Source organism: Pseudomonas syringae (genome assembly GCF_021605415.1).
Lineage (GTDB): Bacteria > Pseudomonadota > Gammaproteobacteria > Pseudomonadales > Pseudomonadaceae > Aquipseudomonas > Aquipseudomonas syringae_S.
In genome coordinates this window covers 1-17,194 of sequence record NZ_WKEQ01000038.1, presented here as the reverse complement: position 1 = coordinate 17,194, position 17,194 = coordinate 1, and the positions used below count along the sequence as shown (strand labels likewise).

General features: G+C 60.8%; 14 protein-coding genes. 6 read left to right on the top strand and 8 right to left on the bottom strand.

The window, feature by feature from the left end:
• Position 1 precedes the first annotated feature (1 nt).
• Positions 2–1,132, bottom strand: a complete 1,131-nt coding sequence (locus GIW69_RS21895) for a carbon-nitrogen hydrolase family protein (RefSeq protein WP_236484864.1) — start codon at positions 1,130–1,132, stop codon at positions 2–4.
• Between the two features lie 208 nt (positions 1,133–1,340).
• Between GIW69_RS21895 and GIW69_RS21890 the strand changes: the two genes are divergently transcribed.
• Together GIW69_RS21890 and GIW69_RS21885 are read left to right on the top strand one after the other, a co-directional pair.
• Positions 1,341–3,380: an NADPH-dependent 2,4-dienoyl-CoA reductase gene (locus GIW69_RS21890; protein ID WP_236484863.1), complete on the top strand. Its 2,040-nt coding sequence runs from the start codon at positions 1,341–1,343 to the stop codon at positions 3,378–3,380.
• A gap of 162 nt (positions 3,381–3,542) precedes the next feature.
• Entirely contained in the window at positions 3,543–4,469 is a 927-nt protein-coding gene (locus tag GIW69_RS21885; RefSeq protein ID WP_236484862.1) for a pyridoxal-phosphate dependent enzyme, read from the top strand.
• A 3-nt stretch (positions 4,470–4,472) separates the two neighbouring features.
• Here GIW69_RS21885 and GIW69_RS21880 read toward each other — a convergent pair whose 3' ends face one another.
• The 3 genes from GIW69_RS21880 to GIW69_RS21870 all read right to left on the bottom strand — a co-directional run bounded on the left by GIW69_RS21880 (position 4,473) and on the right by GIW69_RS21870 (position 7,281).
• A complete protein-coding gene (locus tag GIW69_RS21880; protein WP_236484861.1) occupies positions 4,473–5,021 on the bottom strand; it encodes a cytochrome b in 549 nt (182 codons plus the stop codon).
• 186 nt (positions 5,022–5,207) lie between these two features.
• Positions 5,208–6,035, bottom strand: coding sequence for a phosphonoacetaldehyde hydrolase (gene phnX, locus GIW69_RS21875; protein WP_236484860.1), 828 nt, complete (start codon positions 6,033–6,035; stop codon positions 5,208–5,210).
• A 142-nt stretch (positions 6,036–6,177) separates the two neighbouring features.
• Positions 6,178–7,281 carry a 2-aminoethylphosphonate--pyruvate transaminase gene (locus GIW69_RS21870; RefSeq protein ID WP_236484859.1) on the bottom strand — a complete coding sequence of 368 codons (1,104 nt, stop codon included), beginning with the start codon at positions 7,279–7,281 and terminating at the stop codon, positions 6,178–6,180.
• A gap of 113 nt (positions 7,282–7,394) precedes the next feature.
• On the opposite strand from GIW69_RS21870, the gene GIW69_RS21865 reads away from it, so the two are divergent.
• Positions 7,395–8,252, top strand: a complete 858-nt coding sequence (locus tag GIW69_RS21865; RefSeq protein ID WP_236484858.1) for a LysR substrate-binding domain-containing protein — start codon at positions 7,395–7,397, stop codon at positions 8,250–8,252.
• A 60-nt stretch (positions 8,253–8,312) separates the two neighbouring features.
• Here GIW69_RS21865 and GIW69_RS21860 read toward each other — a convergent pair whose 3' ends face one another.
• Positions 8,313–9,191 carry a LysR family transcriptional regulator gene (locus GIW69_RS21860; RefSeq protein WP_236484857.1) on the bottom strand — a complete coding sequence of 293 codons (879 nt, stop codon included), beginning with the start codon at positions 9,189–9,191 and terminating at the stop codon, positions 8,313–8,315.
• 279 nt (positions 9,192–9,470) lie between these two features.
• On the opposite strand from GIW69_RS21860, the gene GIW69_RS21855 reads away from it, so the two are divergent.
• Both GIW69_RS21855 and GIW69_RS21850 read left to right on the top strand, forming a co-directional pair.
• Complete coding sequence (locus GIW69_RS21855) at positions 9,471–10,796, top strand: MFS transporter (RefSeq protein WP_236484856.1); 1,326 nt, start codon at positions 9,471–9,473, stop codon at positions 10,794–10,796.
• 71 nt (positions 10,797–10,867) lie between these two features.
• Positions 10,868–12,259, top strand: a complete 1,392-nt coding sequence (locus GIW69_RS21850; RefSeq protein WP_236484855.1) for an FAD-dependent oxidoreductase — start codon at positions 10,868–10,870, stop codon at positions 12,257–12,259.
• 8 nt (positions 12,260–12,267) lie between these two features.
• Here GIW69_RS21850 and GIW69_RS21845 read toward each other — a convergent pair whose 3' ends face one another.
• Complete coding sequence (locus tag GIW69_RS21845; protein ID WP_236484854.1) at positions 12,268–13,665, bottom strand: type VI secretion system tip protein TssI/VgrG; 1,398 nt, start codon at positions 13,663–13,665, stop codon at positions 12,268–12,270.
• Positions 13,666–13,884: 219 nt separating this feature from the next.
• Here GIW69_RS21845 and GIW69_RS21840 point away from each other — a divergent pair, with 219 nt between their 5' ends.
• Positions 13,885–14,589, top strand: coding sequence for a YebC/PmpR family DNA-binding transcriptional regulator (locus GIW69_RS21840; RefSeq protein ID WP_236484853.1), 705 nt, complete (start codon positions 13,885–13,887; stop codon positions 14,587–14,589).
• Between the two features lie 125 nt (positions 14,590–14,714).
• Here GIW69_RS21840 and GIW69_RS21835 read toward each other — a convergent pair whose 3' ends face one another.
• A complete protein-coding gene (locus tag GIW69_RS21835) occupies positions 14,715–16,028 on the bottom strand; it encodes a leucine-rich repeat-containing protein kinase family protein (RefSeq protein WP_236484852.1) in 1,314 nt (437 codons plus the stop codon).
• Between the two features lie 89 nt (positions 16,029–16,117).
• Positions 16,118–17,194, bottom strand: a 1,077-nt coding sequence (zapE, locus tag GIW69_RS21830; RefSeq protein WP_496570944.1) for a cell division protein ZapE, incomplete at its 5' end; no start/stop codon positions are given.

Here is a 17,194-nt window from a genome sequence, read left to right as displayed (position 1 = left end):
TTTACAACCAGAGGTTCAGCATGCGCGCGCCACGGGCTTCGCTGTCGCCGAATTGCTGACCGTTGCTACTGAAAAAGCTCAGGCCTGCGCCGGACTTGTCCCAGAACTGCCCGCGCATGAATACGCTGATGCCCGCCAGCGCCTGACTGCTCGGCGGTTGCGCGGTGAGCGTCAGACGATGCCAGGCCTGGCCTTCGGTGACTTCGCCGGGCTTGAGGCTGACCGAATCCGGTGTGCTCAAGCCTTTATAGCCGCGCCACGGCTGATCCCACGCACGATGCCCGGCGACGAAGGCCGGTACGGCGACCAATCGCGCGGATTGCTCATCGAGCTTGCGGTAGTTGTCGGGATACCAGCTATCGCTGCCGATCAACACGCCGAGGCGTCCGGCGGGGGTGTCGACGACATTGAGCGTGTGTGCATCATTGGCACCCAGCACCTCGTGCTGATCGAAGATGGGGTGCATTTGCCGCTGAGGCTGACCGAGCGGCGCGCCATCGCGGCCGAACACCACGGTGCTGTTGTACAGCGCGCCGCGGCCGATCTTGAGTTGTCCGTCACGAATATTCGGCTCGGGCAGCACGATCGAACCGGCCACGAGCGTGACTTGAAATTCCTTCGCCAGACCGCCGAACAGCGCCTGGTAGTCCCGAGCCATGGCTTTGGCTTTCATGCGCAAATGTGCGTCGTCGAGGCGGCTGCTGCCCTTGGCGCCGAGCCATGCGCGGGCGAACAGCAATGGATTGCTCGCCGCCAGCCAGTTCATCGCCTCGGCCAGAGTCGGCGCCTGATACAGCTCGTCTTTCTCACCGCCGATCAGCAACCAGGTGCCGATGTGCTCGGGTAGCACCACCACGGTTTTTTCGTTGAGCAGCCCCTGATCCTGAGCCTGCTGCAGATACGCGGAAAGCTTGCGATGCAGGCGCTCAGGGCTCTGGTAGTCGGTGGGAAACAACTCGGGCTGGATGCCCAGCAAATTGCCGCGATCGGCCGGCGTGCCTTGATTGACGGCAAGTTTGATACGCAGATCCGACAGGTAATGGCCCACCGGGCGATCTGCCGCCCACATGGCATAGGTGGTGAGTGCGGCGACCAGCGCCATGGACAATGTCAGGTACAGAAGTTTGCGCATGAAAACAGTCAACAGCCGGGTACAGAGTGTGGCGACTAGGGTAGGGCCCATGTCCGCGCTTGCCAAGGGGCAGTGCGCGTTTGGATCAATAAGTTGTCACTTACGGTCATTGAGTGATGGCGATGCGACTCTTAGTCTGTCGAACATGACTGACGGGGGACACAGAGCTCCCGCACCTTTTCCGTGATCGCTCGATGTGGAGTTACCGATGACCGCCGCTCATTACCCGCACCTGTTGGCCCCGCTGGATCTGGGCTTCACCACGTTGCGCAACCGCACGCTGATGGGCTCGATGCACACCGGTCTTGAAGAGAAACCGGGCGGTTTCGAGCGCATGGCGGCGTACTTTGCCGAACGTGCCCGTGGCGGTGTCGGCCTGATGGTCACCGGCGGTATCGGCCCGAACGACGAGGGCGGCGTGTATTCCGGCGCGGCGAAACTGACCACCGAAGAAGAAGCGCTCAAGCACCAAATCGTCACCCGCGCCGTGCACGAAGCGGGCGGCAAGATCTGTATGCAAATCCTTCATGCTGGCCGTTATGCGTACAGTCCGAAGCAGGTCGCGCCTAGCGCGATTCAGGCGCCGATCAACCCGTTCAAGCCCAAAGAGCTGGATGAGGAGGGCATCGAGAAGCAAATCAGCGATTTCGTCTCCTGTTCAGTGCTCGCGCAGACCGCCGAGTACGACGGCGTGGAAATCATGGGCTCCGAAGGTTATTTCATTAATCAGTTCCTCGCGGCCCACACCAACCACCGCACCGACCGTTGGGGCGGCAGCTACGAAAACCGCATGCGCCTGCCGGTGGAGATCGTCCGCCGCGTGCGCGAAGCGGTCGGCCCGAATTTCATCATCATCTTCCGTCTGTCGATGCTCGATCTGGTTGAGGGTGGCAGCTCATGGGAAGAGATCGTGACCCTGGCCAAAGCCATCGAGCAGGCCGGTGCGACAATCATCAACACCGGCATCGGCTGGCACGAAGCGCGGATTCCGACCATTGCCACCAAGGTGCCGCGTGCGGCATTCAGCAAGGTCACCGCCAAACTGCGCGGTTCGGTGAACATTCCGCTGATCACCACTAACCGCATCAATACCCCGGAAATCGCCGAGCAGATCCTGGCCGAAGGTGATGCCGACATGGTCTCGATGGCGCGGCCGTTCCTCGCCGACCCGGATTTCGTCAACAAGGCTGCCGAAGGTCGCGCCGACGAAATAAACACGTGCATCGGCTGCAACCAGGCGTGCCTGGATCACACGTTTGGCGGCAAGCTCACCACTTGCCTGGTCAACCCGCGCGCCTGCCATGAAACCGAACTCAACTATCTGCCGGTGCAGCAGATCAAGAAAATCGCCGTGGTTGGCGCCGGCCCGGCGGGTCTGTCCGCCGCCACTGTCGCTGCCGAGCGTGGGCATCAGGTGACGCTGTTTGATTCGGCCAGTGAAATCGGCGGCCAGTTCAACATCGCCAAGCGGGTGCCGGGCAAAGAAGAGTTTTTCGAAACCCTGCGTTACTTCAACCGCAAGTTGCAGACGACAAACGTCGAGGTGTGCCTGAACACCCGCGTCGACGTGGCGAAACTGGTCGAGGGCGGTTACGACGAAATCATCCTGGCCACCGGCATCGCGCCACGTACGCCCGCGATTCCCGGCGTTGATAATGCCAAGGTGCTGAGCTATCTGGACGTGATCCTTGAGCGCAAACCGGTGGGCAAGCGTGTCGCGGTGATTGGCGCCGGCGGTATCGGTTTTGACGTCTCGGAATTTCTCGTCCATGAAGGCGTGGCCACCAGTCAGGATCGCGCCGCGTTCTGGAAAGAGTGGGGCATCGACACGCAGCTTGAAGCACGCGGTGGCGTGGCCGGCATCAAAGCTGAACCCCATGCGCCAGCGCGGGACGTGTTCCTGTTGCAGCGCAAGAAAACCAAGGTCGGCGATGGTCTGGGCAAGACCACCGGCTGGATTCATCGCACCGGCCTGAAAAACAAAAAGGTACAGATGCTTAACAGTGTCGAATACCTGCAGATCGACGACGAAGGCCTGCACATCCGCATCGGTGAAACCGGCGAGCCACAATTGCTGGCCGTGGACAACATCGTGATCTGCGCAGGCCAGGATCCGTTGCGTGAATTGCACGATGGCTTGGTCGAAGCCGGCCAGAGCGTGCACCTCATTGGCGGCGCCGACGTAGCCGCAGAACTGGATGCCAAACGCGCAATCAACCAAGGCTCGCGCCTCGCCGCCGAACTCTGATCCACCCACACCCTGTAGGCGCTGACGAGTGAAACGAGGCTGCGATCTTTTGATCTGTTTTTTAGAATCAAAAGATCGTCCGAACGCGGCCCGAGTCTCCGGCAGCGCCTACACAGTTAATGGTGGCTGGTAGAATGCGGTTTTTCGGATTCTGCCGCGCCGATGCTCTTACCTCCCTCCGACTGGCTTCCCCAAGCCCCGCTCGAACCGCTTTTGCTGGACTGGCTCACTGCCGCCGGCATTGAGGTGGCGATCCTGCGTCTTGATCAGATCGACCCGCTGATCAGCGGCAACAAATGGTTCAAACTCGTTGAACACCTCAAGGCTGCCGACCATGCCGGGGCTGACGGCATCATCAGCCTCGGTGGCGCGCATTCCAATCATCTGCATGCCTTGGCCGCCGCAGGAAAGCGTCTGGGCTTTCCCACCGTCGGCTTGCTGAGAGGTCACACGCAGGACACCCCGACGGTAAAGGATTTACAGGCCTTCGGCATGCGTTTGCATTGGTTGGGTTACGCCGGTTACCGGGCACGGCACGAAGCGGATTTCTGGCAACCGTGGCGGACGCAATATCCGACGTTGCACCCTGTGCCGGAGGGCGGTGGTGGCTTGGCCGGTGCGCTCGGCTGCAAAGCGTTCAAGGATCAAACTACCGCGCAACTGTCGAATCTCGGCTGGAATGACGTCGATGGCTGGTGGCTGGCCTGCGGAACCGGCACCACGCTGGCCGGGCTGGTACTGGCCGAAAATGGCAAGCGTCCCGTGTTTGGCGCGTTGGCGGTGCCCCAGGGGCATGGTGTCCCCGAGCAAGTGGCGGCGATCATGAGCGAAGCAAGGCAGGCGAACGCCGGTTATACGTTGATCGACGCCAGCCGCGGCGGTTTTGCCAAAGTCGATCCAGCGTTGCTTGAATTCATCGAAACCACTGAGCAGATCAGCGGCATCCCGTTGGAGCCGCTGTACACCGGCAAAGCCTTGCTCGCGCTCCAACAGCACGTTAAAGCAGGATATTTCGCGAGAGGCACGCGGCTGGTCTTCGTTCACACCGGCGGCTTGCAGGGCCGACGCGGGTTTTCAGCCGCGCCTTAACGATCATCCGCGCTTGGGCATCATCCGCAGCAGCGTGTTGTCCTTCACGACATAGTGGTGATAGATCCCCGCCAGTGCATGCAAGCCAATCAGCCAATAGCCGATGGTCGCGATGAGTACGTGCCACCCCTCGACCTGTTTGGCGAAAGCCTTGTCTTCAGACACCAGCAGCGGCAAGTCAAAGCCGTAGAACATCACCTGATGCCCCTCGGCGCTGGTAATCAGCCAGCCGAGAATCGGCATGCTGATCATGAACAGGTACAGCGCCCAGTGCATCAACCGCGCCAGCAGCGTTTGCCAGCGCGGCGAGGCCGGAAAAATCTGCGGCGCCGGGCCCAGGCTGCGGGCGAACAGGCGAAACCAGACCAGCACAAACACGGTCAGGCCGAGCATGTAATGCACTTCACGAATCAATGTGCGGCCGCCGCTACCCTTGGGGAAAATGCCGCGAAACTCCATGCTGGCGTAAACCAGCACCAACAACACCAGCATCAGCCAGTGCAACAGAATCGAGACGGTGCTGTACCTCGACGTGGAGTTTGTCCAGGGCATACGGTGTTTCCTCACAGGTTATGGCTCACACGCGCCGTTCTTGCGCGACGGCGTGCGTTAACTGTAATCCGCTTTGGCGGATTTGTCTGATGCCGATGAGGCTTTCCATGCGCTGGGTCAGCAAAACGGGCAAAAAACGCCAGTGTCGCTCAGACATTGGCGTTCTTTTTGGCACGTAATGTGAGATCAGCTGCTTTGCGGCATTTCGCCATTGGCCAGACGCTTATTGATGTCGGCGACCACCTGCGGCAGATCGGTGATGGTGTCAATCATGTAATGCGGGCGCGAACCCTCAAACAGCGCGTGGATACGCTTGCGCTCGTTGGCCAGTTCGTCGCTGTTCAGTGCGCGGTAACCTTCATAGTCCAGGCCCAGCGCGTTACCCGAGCAGATCAGCGCGACCGTCCACATCCCGGCGCGACGGCCTTCGAGAATGCCTGGCACGGTGTCGTCAATCTTCACGCAAGCGGCGACATCGTCGATGCCCAGTGCTATCACATTGGCCAGTGCCTGTGCCGGCCATGGGCGACCGTTCGGCACTTCGTCGGTGGCGACGACATGGTCGGCGACGTAGCCGTTGCTGGCGGCCAGTTCCACGACTTTATCCATGACCTGCTTCGGATAGCCCGAGCACGAACCGATCTTGATGCCTTGGTCGCGCAGGGTGGCGATGGTGTCCAGGGCGCCCGGGATCAGCGCCGAGTGCTCGGCGATTTTCTCGATCTGCAATGGCATGAAGCGGTTGTAGATGGCGGTAACGTCGTCATCGGTCGGGGTACGGCCGAACGCTTTTTTATAGCGCTCGGCCACTTGCGGCTGATCGCACAAGGTGCGGATGTGATCCCATTTGCCCATGCCCATCGGGCCACGCGCTTCATCAATAGAGACTTGAACGTCGAACTCGGCGAAGGCTTCGACGAAAATCTGCGTCGGCGCGAATGAACCGAAGTCGACGACGGTGCCGGCCCAGTCGAGGATGGCGGCTTGCAGTTGGGTTGGGTTGGTGTAGTTCATGGTCATCAAAATCCTGAGTTGGCAATAAGGTTCAATGTCGGAGTGAGCCTGCTCGCGATCGCGGTGTATCAGTCGACATCAAAGGTGAATGTCAGGCCGCTATCGCGAGCAGGCTCGCTCCTACAGAGGGAAATTTGGTGGTTTAGAGGACTTCCATCTCGCGCAGTACTTCGCCAATCGCCGCCACCGCTTCGCGCATTTGCGCCGGATTGACGTGGCCGATGCAGCCGACGCGGAAGGTTTCGACTTGGGTCAATTTGCCGGGGTAGAGGATGTAACCCTTGGCCTTGACCCGCTCATAGAAGTCCTTGAACTGGTAGCGCGGATTGTTCGGCGCATGGAACGTGGCAATGATCGGTGCCTGAATCGCCGCCGGCAGAAAACTGCTCAGCCCGAGTTTGGTCATCTCTTCCATGAGCGCCTGACAGTTGGCGGCGTAACGCTCGTGCCGTGCCGGCAGGCCACCTTCTTCGTTGTATTGCAGCAAGGCTTCGTGCAGCGCGGCGACCACGTGGGTCGGCGGGGTGAAGCGCCATTGCCCGGTTTTCATCATGTAAGTGTGCTGGTCATACAGATCCATCGCCAGCGAGTGCGAGTTGCCGGCAGCGGCGGCCAACGATTCCTTGCGAGCGAAGACAAAACCCATGCCTGGCACGCCTTCCAGGCATTTACCCGAGGCGGCGATCAGCGCGTCGAACGGCACTTTCTGCGCATCCACCGGCAGCGCGCCGAAAGAACTCATGGCGTCGATGATCAGGCGTTTGCCGTGTTGTGCCACGACTTGGGCGATTTCCGGCAGCGGGTTGAGAATGCCGGTGCTGGTTTCGCAGTGGATCAGCGCGATGTGGGTGATGTCGCTGTCGGCCCGTAATAGACGGTCGACGTCGGCGGCGGTGGTCGGTTCGTCTTCGGCGGTTTCGAAAGTGCTGTACGAGCGGCCGAGTACTTCACAGATTTTCGCCAGACGCTTGCCGTAAGCGCCGTTGATCAACACGAGCACTTTGCCGTCACGCGGCACCAACGTGCCGATGGCCGCTTCGACTGCGAAGGTGCCGCTGCCTTGCAGTGGCACGCAGTGGTGAGTGGCGGCGCCGTTGAGGATGGCCAGCAGTTGTTCGCACAGACTGGCGGTCAATTGATTGAAGCGGTCATCCCATGACCCCCAGTCGACCATCATGGCCTGGCGGGTGCGGGCCGAGGTGGTCAACGGGCCGGGCGTGAGCAGGATCGGTGCGGCGATACTCATTCTTGTGTCCTCGCGAAAATGCTGTGGGATGAAGCTACGGGAGATAAATTGCAATTCGCCGCGTCATCAATCAAATTGTTTGTCGTTATGCCAGCCATCAGCGAGGGTTATTCATGAATCTGTTCCAGCTCCGCGCCTTCGATGCGGTGGCCCGCGAGGGCAGCTTCACCCGTGCCGCTGCGCGGCTGTTCATCAGTCAGCCGGCGGTCACCGGGCACATCAAGGCGTTGGAAGAGCATTACCAGATCACCCTGCTGAGGCGCACCGCACGACGGGTTGAGCTGACCGAGGAGGGCATCAAACTCGCGGCGATTACCCGGGCGATGTTCGGCATGGCCGAGGAAGCCCAGGCGATGCTTGAAGCCAATCGGCAATTGCTGACGGGGCGGCTGGAAGTGGCGGCCGATGGCCCGCACATGGTTATGCCAATGCTCGCCAGCCTGCGTGCGCGTTATCCGGGGATCACGGTAAATCTGCGTCTGGGTAACGCGCAGGAAACCCTTGCCGCGTTGTTGTCCGAGCATGCCGACGTCGCCGTGCTGACTGAAGTCGAACCGCGCAAGGGCCTGCATTTACAGGCGTTGAACGAGTCGCGCATCTGCGCGCTGGTGCCGGCGGCGCATCCTTGGGCAACGCGCTCGGCGCAGTTGACACTCAAGGAACTCGATCAAGTGATCATGGTGCTGCGCGAGCCCGGCTCAATCACCCGCCGCACGTTTGATGAGGCTTGTGCGCGAGCGTCGGTCAGCCCCAAGGTATTGCTGGAACTGGACAGCCGTGAGGCGGTGACCGAGGCGGTGGCGGTGGAACTGGGGGTTGGCGTTGTGTCATCGGTGGAGGTCAGCCATGACCCGCGCGTGGTGGCGCTGCCGATCATCGGTGAAGGCCTGGTCAATCGACACATGATTGGCTGCATGGAGCGGCGGCGGGACTTGCGCTTGATCAACGCGTTTTTTGGTTTGGCGCCCTGACGCGATCTCGGGGTTCGATCGTTCCCACGCGGAGCGTGGGAGCGATCGTGGAGGCGAGGGTTAAATTGAGATCAGGCTTTCGCGCACCATCTCGAGAAACGTTGCCACTACACGCCGTGAACTTTGTTCGCGCAAGCACACCAGTGTCTCGGTCAACCGCCGGGTGCAATCGGTAATCGGCAACGCACACACCCGTGAGTCCGCACCAAACTCCGCCGCCGACACCACGCCCACGCCAATCCCCACCACCACGGCTTCACGCGCCGCTTCCCGGCCTTCAACCTGAATCGCCGGACGAATGCGAAACCCGGCGCGGGCCATTTCTTCTTCCAGGGTCTGGCGCGTTACCGAGCCGGTTTCGCGCAGCACCAGCGGCGTGTCGTCGAGATCCGCCAGGCAGATCGACTCGCGCTCGGCCCACGGGTGATTACGCGAGACGAACGCCACCATCGGATCATTTCGTAGCGGCACGCTCATCAATCGCTCGTCATTCACATCTCGCCCAAGCAGCGCCAGATCCGCCTGATAGTTGAACAACCGGAACAGCGATTCATCGGTATTGCCGGTTTCGATCTTCACGCTGATCCCCGGATAGCGCTCACAGAACCGCGCGATCTGCGGCAGCACATGCACCGGCGCATCCACCGCCAGAATCAGGCTACCGGTCTGCAATGCCTGGGAGTCCTGGAGCAATTCCTGGGCTTGGGCTTCGATCACAAACAGCCGTTGCGTAATCGCCAGCAAGCGCTCGCCCAGATCGGTCAGGCGCACCGAGCGCTTGTTGCGATGGAAGAGCAACACGCCGAAGCGTTCTTCGAGTTTGCGCACCTGGTCGGAAATCGCCGGCTGCGTCAGATAAAGCCGTTCGGCGGCGCGGGTGAAGCTTCCATGCACGGCCACGGCATGGAAGGCTTTGAGCTGGGCGTGGGAAACGGACATGTTGGCTCCAGGGATCAGTCCAGAAACAAGCTGAGCTTATGTGTGAAATACGATAAATCGATTTTATTTATTAAACAGTAATTGCTTTGATCGGCTCACGCCATCGCTGACTGCTCGGTCGAGCAGCGGCGATGACCATGAGCCTGTGTGTGCAACCGCGGGACTCATCTGACCGCAATCGCCATAGGGATGGTGCGATTGCGCAGTGCTCAACAATAAAAACACAGGCGTTTTCTTTCAATTCTGCCGGCACACTCACACCCTGAGGTCAGAACCACAATGAACAAGCACATCGGCACCATCTCCCGCTGGCGCGTGCAGATTTTCGCGATTACCTGGCTCGCTTACGCCGCGTTCTATTTCACCCGTAAAGCTTTTTCGGTGGCCAAACTGGGCATCGCCGAAGACCCCTCGTTTACCCTCGACAAAATGGCCATGGCCAACCTCGACGCCATCTACTTGGCGGCATACGCCATCGGCCAGTTCACCTGGGGCATGCTCGCCGACCGCTTTGGCCCGCGCGTCGTGGTGCTCGGCGGTTTGCTGATTTCCGCAGCCGCCGCGCTGGTGATGGGCAGTTTCGCGACCTTGCCAATTTTCGCCACCTGCATGCTGATCCAGGGTCTCGCGCAGTCCACGGGATGGTCAGGGTTGTGCAAGAACCTCGGCAGTTTTTTCCCCGCTCAGCAGCGTGGACAAGTGTTGGGATTGTGGAGTTCGTGTTATGCGTTCGGCGGTCTGGTGGCGTCGCCGTTCGCCGGCTGGTGGGCGTACACGCTGGTTGGCACGTGGCACGCGGCGTTCATTTCCAGCGCAGCGGTTGTCGCCGCCGTGGCCGTGTTGTTTTTCGTTTTTCAACGCAACAAACCTGAAGACGTCGGCCTGCCGGCGGTCGAGCCAGAGCCGGAAATTTCCGCCGAAGAAGCCCACGCCAACAGCAAACTCAGCGTTTGGGAGCCGCTCAAGGAAATCCTGCGCAACCGCACGGTGCTGGTGCTCGGGCTGGCGTACTTCCTGTTGAAACCGGCGCGCTACGCGATTCTGTTCTGGGGCCCGGTGATCGTCTTCGAACAAATGCCCAGCGTCGGCAAGGTCGGCGCGGCGATCATTCCTACTGCGTTCGAACTGGCCGGGCTGCTTGGCCCGATCATGATCGGTTTGGCCTCGGACAAACTGTTCGGCGCCCGGCGCATGCCGGCCTGCGTGATCAGTCTGCTGGCGTTGACTGTCTCGCTGGCGCTGTTCATGGGTGCTCTGCAAACCGGCAGTGTGATGCTGGTGGTCGCGCTGTTGTTTGTCATGGGCCTGACGCTATACGGCCCGGACTCGATGATCAGCGGCGCGGCCGCCATCGACTTCGGCAAGGCCAAGGCCGGCGCCACGGCTGCCGGATTCGTCAACGGCTGCGGTTCGGTCGGAGCAGTGCTCGGTGGCTTGTTGCCGGGGTATTTCGACGCGGTGACGGTGTTCATCGTGTTCGCCGGCTGCGCGTTGTTTTCCGCGCTGGTGTTGGTGCCGCACTGGAATAGCCGACCTGCCGGGGTGATGGAACCTCGGGCCGCCGTGCCCAACTCCCGGTTGGCGATCAAACCCCTGCGTAACTGAAAACTTTTCCCTGTGACCTGCTGCGCAGCTCGCGGCAGGCATGCGTCATGCCTTACTGACTGGAGAAACCCATGAGACCTTTTTGGCTGGAGCAGGCCCTGTTGGCCGATACGTCCGCGACCTGCCCGACGCTGCAAGGCGAAGTGCGCACAGACGTGTGCATCGTCGGCGGCGGTTACACCGGTTTGTGGACGGCGATCATGCTCAAGGAGCAAAACCCGCAACTCGACGTATTGCTGATTGAGGCGGACATCTGCGGCGGCGGGGCCAGCGGGCGCAACGGCGGTTGTGCGCTGTCATGGTCGGCGAAATATTTCACCCTTGAGCGCTTGTTCGGCGTTGAAGAAGCGGTGCGTCTGGTCAAGGAATCCGAGCGCAGCATTCACGCCATCGGCGAGTTCTGCGAGCAGTACGGCGTCGATGCCGATTACCGCCTCGACGGCACGCTGTACACCGCCACCAATCGCGCGCAATGCGGTTCCACCGACGCAGTGATCGCCGCGCTGGAGCGCAACGGCATCAACTCGTTTACCCAGCGACCGGTGGCTGACGTGCAGCGCATGGCCGGGTCCGACAAACATCTGGAAGGCTGGTTTTCGCCAGCGGCAGCCAGCGTGCAGCCGGGCAAACTGGTGCGAGGATTACGACGCGTGGCGTTGCAACTGGGTGTGCGGATTCACGAAAACACCGCCATGACCGGCCTGGAAGAAGGGCGGCCGGCGAAGATCATCACGCCAAACGGCAACGTCGTCGCCGACCGCGTGGTGCTGGCGATGAACGCCTGGATGGCCCGCGCGTTCCCGCAGTTCGAACGCAGCGTGGCCATTGTGTCCAGCGACATGCTGATCACCGAACCGCGTCCGGATCTGTTGCAGGAGATCGGTTTGACCAGCGGTGTGACCGTGCTCGATTCGCGGATTTTTGTGCACTACTACCACAACACGCCGGACGGCCGGATCATGCTCGGCAAGGGCGGTAATACCTTCGCGTTCGGTGGGCGGATGTTGCCGGTGTTCGATCAGCCATCGCCCTATGCGGATTTGCTCAAACGCAGCCTCGACGATTTTTTTCCGGCGTTTGCCGATGTGAAGGTCGATGCAACGTGGAACGGCCCTTCGGATCGTTCGGTGACCGGGCTGCCTTTTTTCGGCCAGATGAGCGACAGCGGCAATGTCTTTTATGGCTTCGGTTACTCCGGCAGCGGCGTCGGCCCATGCCACATGGGCGGGCAGATTCTCGCCTCGATGGTGCAAGGGCTGGACAACCCGTGGACGCGTTCGCCGCTGGTCAACGGGCCGTTGGGATATTTTCCGCCGGAGCCGATTCGTTACCTCGGTTCGCTGATGGTGCGCAACGCCATCCGCCGCAAGGAGCGCGCCGAGGACCACGGGCGGCGGCCACGTCACCTCGATGTGCGCCTGGCGAAATTCGCGGCGGCGGCGGGCAAGGCTGACAAGGGCTGATGCCCTCGTCAGCGTTCGGCGCCGTTGAGCAACCAGTCGAGCAACAGGCTGGTATCACGTCCCGGCGGCGATTCCCGGCGCGGTGGGGTATGGCGGGCGCCGAGGCAGAGAATCGGTCGATCCGGATCGCCGTCCAGAAAACTCACCCAGACTTCGCTGCCGGCTCGAGGCAATGTGTCAGCGCTGAGCGAGCCCTCGCCGCCGGTCAGGGCGATCGGTAACCAGAGGGTGTGATCATCGTCGGGCATTTCGGGTTCTGGCCATAGCTGGACGGCGATCTGCCCTTGTTCGTCCAGCGTCGGCGGATCCCCGGCGTTGCCGTGTACCCGCGCGAGGTGATAGCCGGGAATGCTCGGCCGAGGCTGTATCAGCGGCGGACGAAAATCGGTCGACCAGGGCTGGGCGGTGAAATCATTGCAATAACGGCGATTCGTTGAAGCAGGATCGAGAATGGAGGGTTGTTGACCCTGATGACGCAGTTCGGTGATCAGCCACTGATCGTTGAATGCAGGAATAGGATGTCCAGTCACCTGCAGCAAGTGACCGCTGAGCAAGGTGCCGCAATCGCTGCGACCGCGCACGGATCGATACTGGCTGCGCTGGCGCTCGAGTTGGCGACGGCTGCGTTGCTCCGCGTGACGCTGCGGTGATGGGGCAACCGCCAACGCCGGCCAGTCATTGACCACTTCATTGGCCGCTTCGCCTGAGCCCGATTGCCGACCCCGATTGCGCACCGCCGGCAATGTGGCGATGGACGCGGCATCGTGGCGTTGAAATAACGCACTTATAGCGGGGGATGTTTTTTCGTGGGTCACCGTGAAGGGCAGAACCGTCGAGGTTTGCGGCAGATTCAGACTGTCATCGGCGAACACCACGACATGCCCGTCCGGCCGATGCTCAAAGTGATAGTGAATGCCTTCTTCTTCACACAATCGGTGCAGCAGCGCGAGGTCGCTTTCGTCGTACTGGATGCAGAATGGCCGCGCCGGATAGTGCCCGACGGTGACGTCCAGCCGATAACCGGCGCGGGGCAGACCGTGTTCGGCGAGCAATTGCGCGACGATATCCGTCACGCTCATGTCCACGAAAACCCGGCGTTTATGCCGCTGGTCAAGGATACGCAAGCGCGGCACCAAGACCAGGCGATAGCCGATCCGGTGCTGCCCTTGATGTTCACAACTGATGCTGTGGAGCACGCCGTGAATACCGTGGTCGTGGTCAATGCGCAGGAAGGCCGCTTGGTGGAGCAACCCGGCCGGCATCTGCGCGGGCGCCAGTGTGACCGTTTCGATCTCGAACCGGTAAGGTTGGTTGAGCGCCTCATGTCCGGTGAATCGCAATATCGGCAGGCACAGACCGCTGTCGATCAGCACCAGGTTGAACGGACTTTCCTTGTCGTTGAGCATTGAACCGGCTCTGTCAGGCAATACGGGCGGTAGAGGGTACGAAACCGGAGACCGAAAGAGTCATGACAAAAGCGCTTTTCAGAAACGCCCTACAAGCCGTGGAGAAGATGTCGATTCAGCGACAGAATTTTTGGTCGATTGCCAACTTTAGGCCGTATAAACTTGCGGGCACGCGTCGGCCAATAGATGTCTCGGCGCCACAGATCAAGAGAGTGAGTAATGGGCGCACAGTGGAAGGTTAAACACAAAGAAGCGGCAGCCAACGCCAAGGGCAAGATCTTCGGCAAACTGGTGAAAGAAATCACCATCGCTGCCCGCAACGGTGCCGATACCACCACCAACGCACACCTGCGTCTGGTGGTCGAACAGGCGAAAAAGGCGTCGATGCCCAAGGAAACCCTGGATCGCGCGATCAAGAAAGGTGCGGGCCTGCTGGGCGAGACCGTGCAATACCATCGTGTGACCTACGAAGGCTTCGCCCCTCATCAGGTGCCGCTGATCGTCGAGTGTGTCACCGACAACATCAACCGCACCGTGGCGGAAATCCGTGTGGCATTCCGCAAGGGCCAATTGGGTGCTTCCGGCTCGGTGGCCTGGGATTTCAACCATGTCGGCATGATCGAAGCGTCGCCTGATTCCCCGGACGCCGATCCGGAAATGGCCGCCATCGAGGCCGGTGCCCAGGATTTCGAGGAAGGTGAAGAGGGCGCGACCCTGTTCCTGACCGACCCGGTCGATCTGGACGCCGTGCAAAAAGCGTTGCCAGAGCAGGGCTTCACCGTGCTGTCGGCGAAACTCGGCTACCAGCCAAAAAACCCGGTGAGCGGTTTGAGCGACGAGCAGATGGCTGAGGTTGAGGCCTTCCTCGAAGGGCTGGATAACCACGACGATGTGCAGGATATGTTTGTCGGGTTGGCCGGCTGATTTGCATCGTCAGTGATCACGCCTTCGCGAGCAGGCTCGCTCCTACAGTGGTGTGTCGTACACACAATATGTGAACGCCGCTGAACCTGTAGGAGCGAGCCTGCTCGCGAATGACCGTGCAGCGGTCACGAATGTCCCAGCTCCCGCACCACCTCGCTGAACCCCGGTCGCGCCAGCACATCCGGCTGACAGCAACGCTGCTGCAGATCCTCCAGCACAACCCGCCGCTGATCACTCAATCCTGAGTCGACGCGGGCCAGCAGTTCTCCCAGCAAAACGCCAAACGCCCGCACTTCAATACGTTGCAGCGCACGAGTCTGTTCGTTGTCGTCCGTGGCATGGAACGACGCCGCGCCGAAATCTCCCAGCAGGCAATCGCCGTGCTCATTCAACAGGATGTTGTGGCCGTAGAGATCGCCGTGGGTGATGCCTTGTTGATGCAAATGCTCGGCGACCGACGCGATGCCGCCCGCGATGCGCAGCGCTACCGCCGCTTCGAAACGGCAATCATCGGCGTAAACATCCCGTGAGCACGACGTCAGACTCGGCAATCCCGCCAGATTCCGGAAGCTTGGCTCAATCAGCTCCATCACCAGGCCTTGCTGTCCCTGCGGATGGTCGTTGATCCGGCCTTCGACGCGAATCAGGTTCGGGTGCAGGCCGGCGGTTATGCAGGCGTTCATTTCATGCAGCGGTGAACCATCGCTGGTCATCTCGCCTTTGTAGAGTTTTACGGCAACCGCTTCTGACGAATGATCGGCATGTTGCCAGATCGCCCGGGAAATCACCCCGGAGGCGCCTTCACCCAGCCGTTCTTCGAGACGCAGCGCTGCCCAATCGATGCTCGGCGTGGCAGCAAGGGCGGCGCCATCGACCTCGGTTTCCAGCGGATTACCGGCATAGGCCAGCCAGGTCAGGCTCGGCAACGTCAGCAGCCATTGCGGCAGCTCGGTCAAACCGTTGGCGGCGACGCGGATCAGCTCCAGCCGATGACAATGGCGCAGCGATTGCGGTAATTGCGTGAGGCGGTTACCGGCGAGCATGAGTTTTTGCAGGTTCGGGCGTTCGCCCAATTCATCCGGCAGCGTTTCGATCCGGTTGTCGGTGAGGATCAGCCAGCGCAACAGTGGCGGCAGGGCGGCGCCCGGTACTTCGACAATTTGATTGGCCTTGAACCCGATCATCGTCAACGCCGCGCATTGGCCGAGGCAGGCCGGCAGTTCGGTGAACCGGTTGTCGGAGCAAAACAGCACCTGGAGATTTTTCAGACGGTGCAAGTCGTCCGGCAGGCTGGTCAAGGCGTTGCCGCTGAGGTTGAGGATTTCCAGCGTGTCCGCCAGGTCGAAAATTTCTCGGGGGAACTCGGTGAGAGACTCGGACAGATCCAGCCGGGTAATGCCGGATAACTCGCCGGCGCGCAATTGGGCAAGGGTGTGCATGAACTTGGATTCGCTATAGATCAAGGGCCGCAAATGGCCAACATGATAGCGGCTTTACCCCGTGTAGGAGCTGCCGCAGGTAGGTGAAATCAATCGTGTATTTCCTGCAATTGCCCCAATCGGCTGCGGGTGCGGGCCAGGTCGATGGCATCGCCGGCGAGGCTGTCACTCAACGGCAGGTGTCCGAGCAATGTGAGGTGTTTGTCCTGGTCGTAGAGCACGTCGATCAGATTAATGAAACGCTGCTGAACGGCGATCGAGCACTTGGCGAGTTCAGGCAATCCGTCGATGATCCACTGGTCGAAGCGCCGGCACAGTTCCAGATAGTCCATCACGGCGGTGGGTTGTTCGCACAGGTCGTCAAAACTGAATCCGATGCGGTGCTCTTTGCAATAGCGCGCGCGGAACTGTCGGGTGCCGACCTGCAGCGCCAATGGCGGCGCATCGGCGGGCGGCAGTTCAAGGGCATTGCGTTGCGCCGAAGTGGCCGGCCACACGTAATGGCCCTGGGTAAACACCTGATGGGCATGCTGACGGGCATGACTGCGATAGTCGTGGGGGCCGCCGACTTCCATGACGTCCATGCGCGTGTTGATCAACTCGATCACCGGTTTGAACCGCGCATGGTAGAGCGGGTTGGGCAGCAGGCCTTCCGGCGGGTAGTTGGAGGTGACCAGCAGCAAAATTCCGCGTTTGAACAAAGCCTTGAACAGGCGCGTGATGAGCATTGCGTCGCCAATGTCATGCACATGAAATTCGTCGAAACACAGCACCCGGCAGTCCAGCAGCAGCTCATCGAGGGTCACCTCCATGGCGTCGTTTTCATCACGATGGCTGAACATGCCCTGGTGCAGGCGCGCGAAAAACTCATGAAAATGCAGACGTTGTTTCTGCTCGATGGGCAGGGACTGAAAAAAGCCGTCAAGCAGCCAGCTCTTGCCACGCCCGACGGCTCCGTAAAGGTACAACCCTGGCGGCGTTTGCGTTGATGGGCCGTACAGCAACCCGGCGCGCTGGGCCATGCAGTCGATGACCCGCTGCTGGCTGTGGCTGAGGGTGTAGCCCTGCTGATGGGCCTTTTGCCGAAAATAATCGCGAACGCTTTCGGCGCTGGCGCAGTGGTCGCCACGTGCAGGAGGTTTCTTCGCCAGCAGGCGGCGCAATGC

Coding starts and splice junctions, on each gene's coding strand:
- GIW69_RS21895 (WP_236484864.1), bottom strand. CDS start 1,132: ATGCGCAAACTTCTGTACCTGACATTGTCCATGGCGCTGGTCGCCGCA.
- GIW69_RS21890 (WP_236484863.1), top strand. CDS start 1,341: ATGACCGCCGCTCATTACCCGCACCTGTTGGCCCCGCTGGATCTGGGC.
- GIW69_RS21885 (WP_236484862.1), top strand. CDS start 3,543: ATGCTCTTACCTCCCTCCGACTGGCTTCCCCAAGCCCCGCTCGAACCG.
- GIW69_RS21880 (WP_236484861.1), bottom strand. CDS start 5,021: ATGCCCTGGACAAACTCCACGTCGAGGTACAGCACCGTCTCGATTCTG.
- phnX (WP_236484860.1), bottom strand. CDS start 6,035: ATGAACTACACCAACCCAACCCAACTGCAAGCCGCCATCCTCGACTGG.
- GIW69_RS21870 (WP_236484859.1), bottom strand. CDS start 7,281: ATGAGTATCGCCGCACCGATCCTGCTCACGCCCGGCCCGTTGACCACC.
- GIW69_RS21865 (WP_236484858.1), top strand. CDS start 7,395: ATGAATCTGTTCCAGCTCCGCGCCTTCGATGCGGTGGCCCGCGAGGGC.
- GIW69_RS21860 (WP_236484857.1), bottom strand. CDS start 9,191: ATGTCCGTTTCCCACGCCCAGCTCAAAGCCTTCCATGCCGTGGCCGTG.
- GIW69_RS21855 (WP_236484856.1), top strand. CDS start 9,471: ATGAACAAGCACATCGGCACCATCTCCCGCTGGCGCGTGCAGATTTTC.
- GIW69_RS21850 (WP_236484855.1), top strand. CDS start 10,868: ATGAGACCTTTTTGGCTGGAGCAGGCCCTGTTGGCCGATACGTCCGCG.
- GIW69_RS21845 (WP_236484854.1), bottom strand. CDS start 13,665: ATGCTCAACGACAAGGAAAGTCCGTTCAACCTGGTGCTGATCGACAGC.
- GIW69_RS21840 (WP_236484853.1), top strand. CDS start 13,885: ATGGGCGCACAGTGGAAGGTTAAACACAAAGAAGCGGCAGCCAACGCC.
- GIW69_RS21835 (WP_236484852.1), bottom strand. CDS start 16,028: ATGCACACCCTTGCCCAATTGCGCGCCGGCGAGTTATCCGGCATTACC.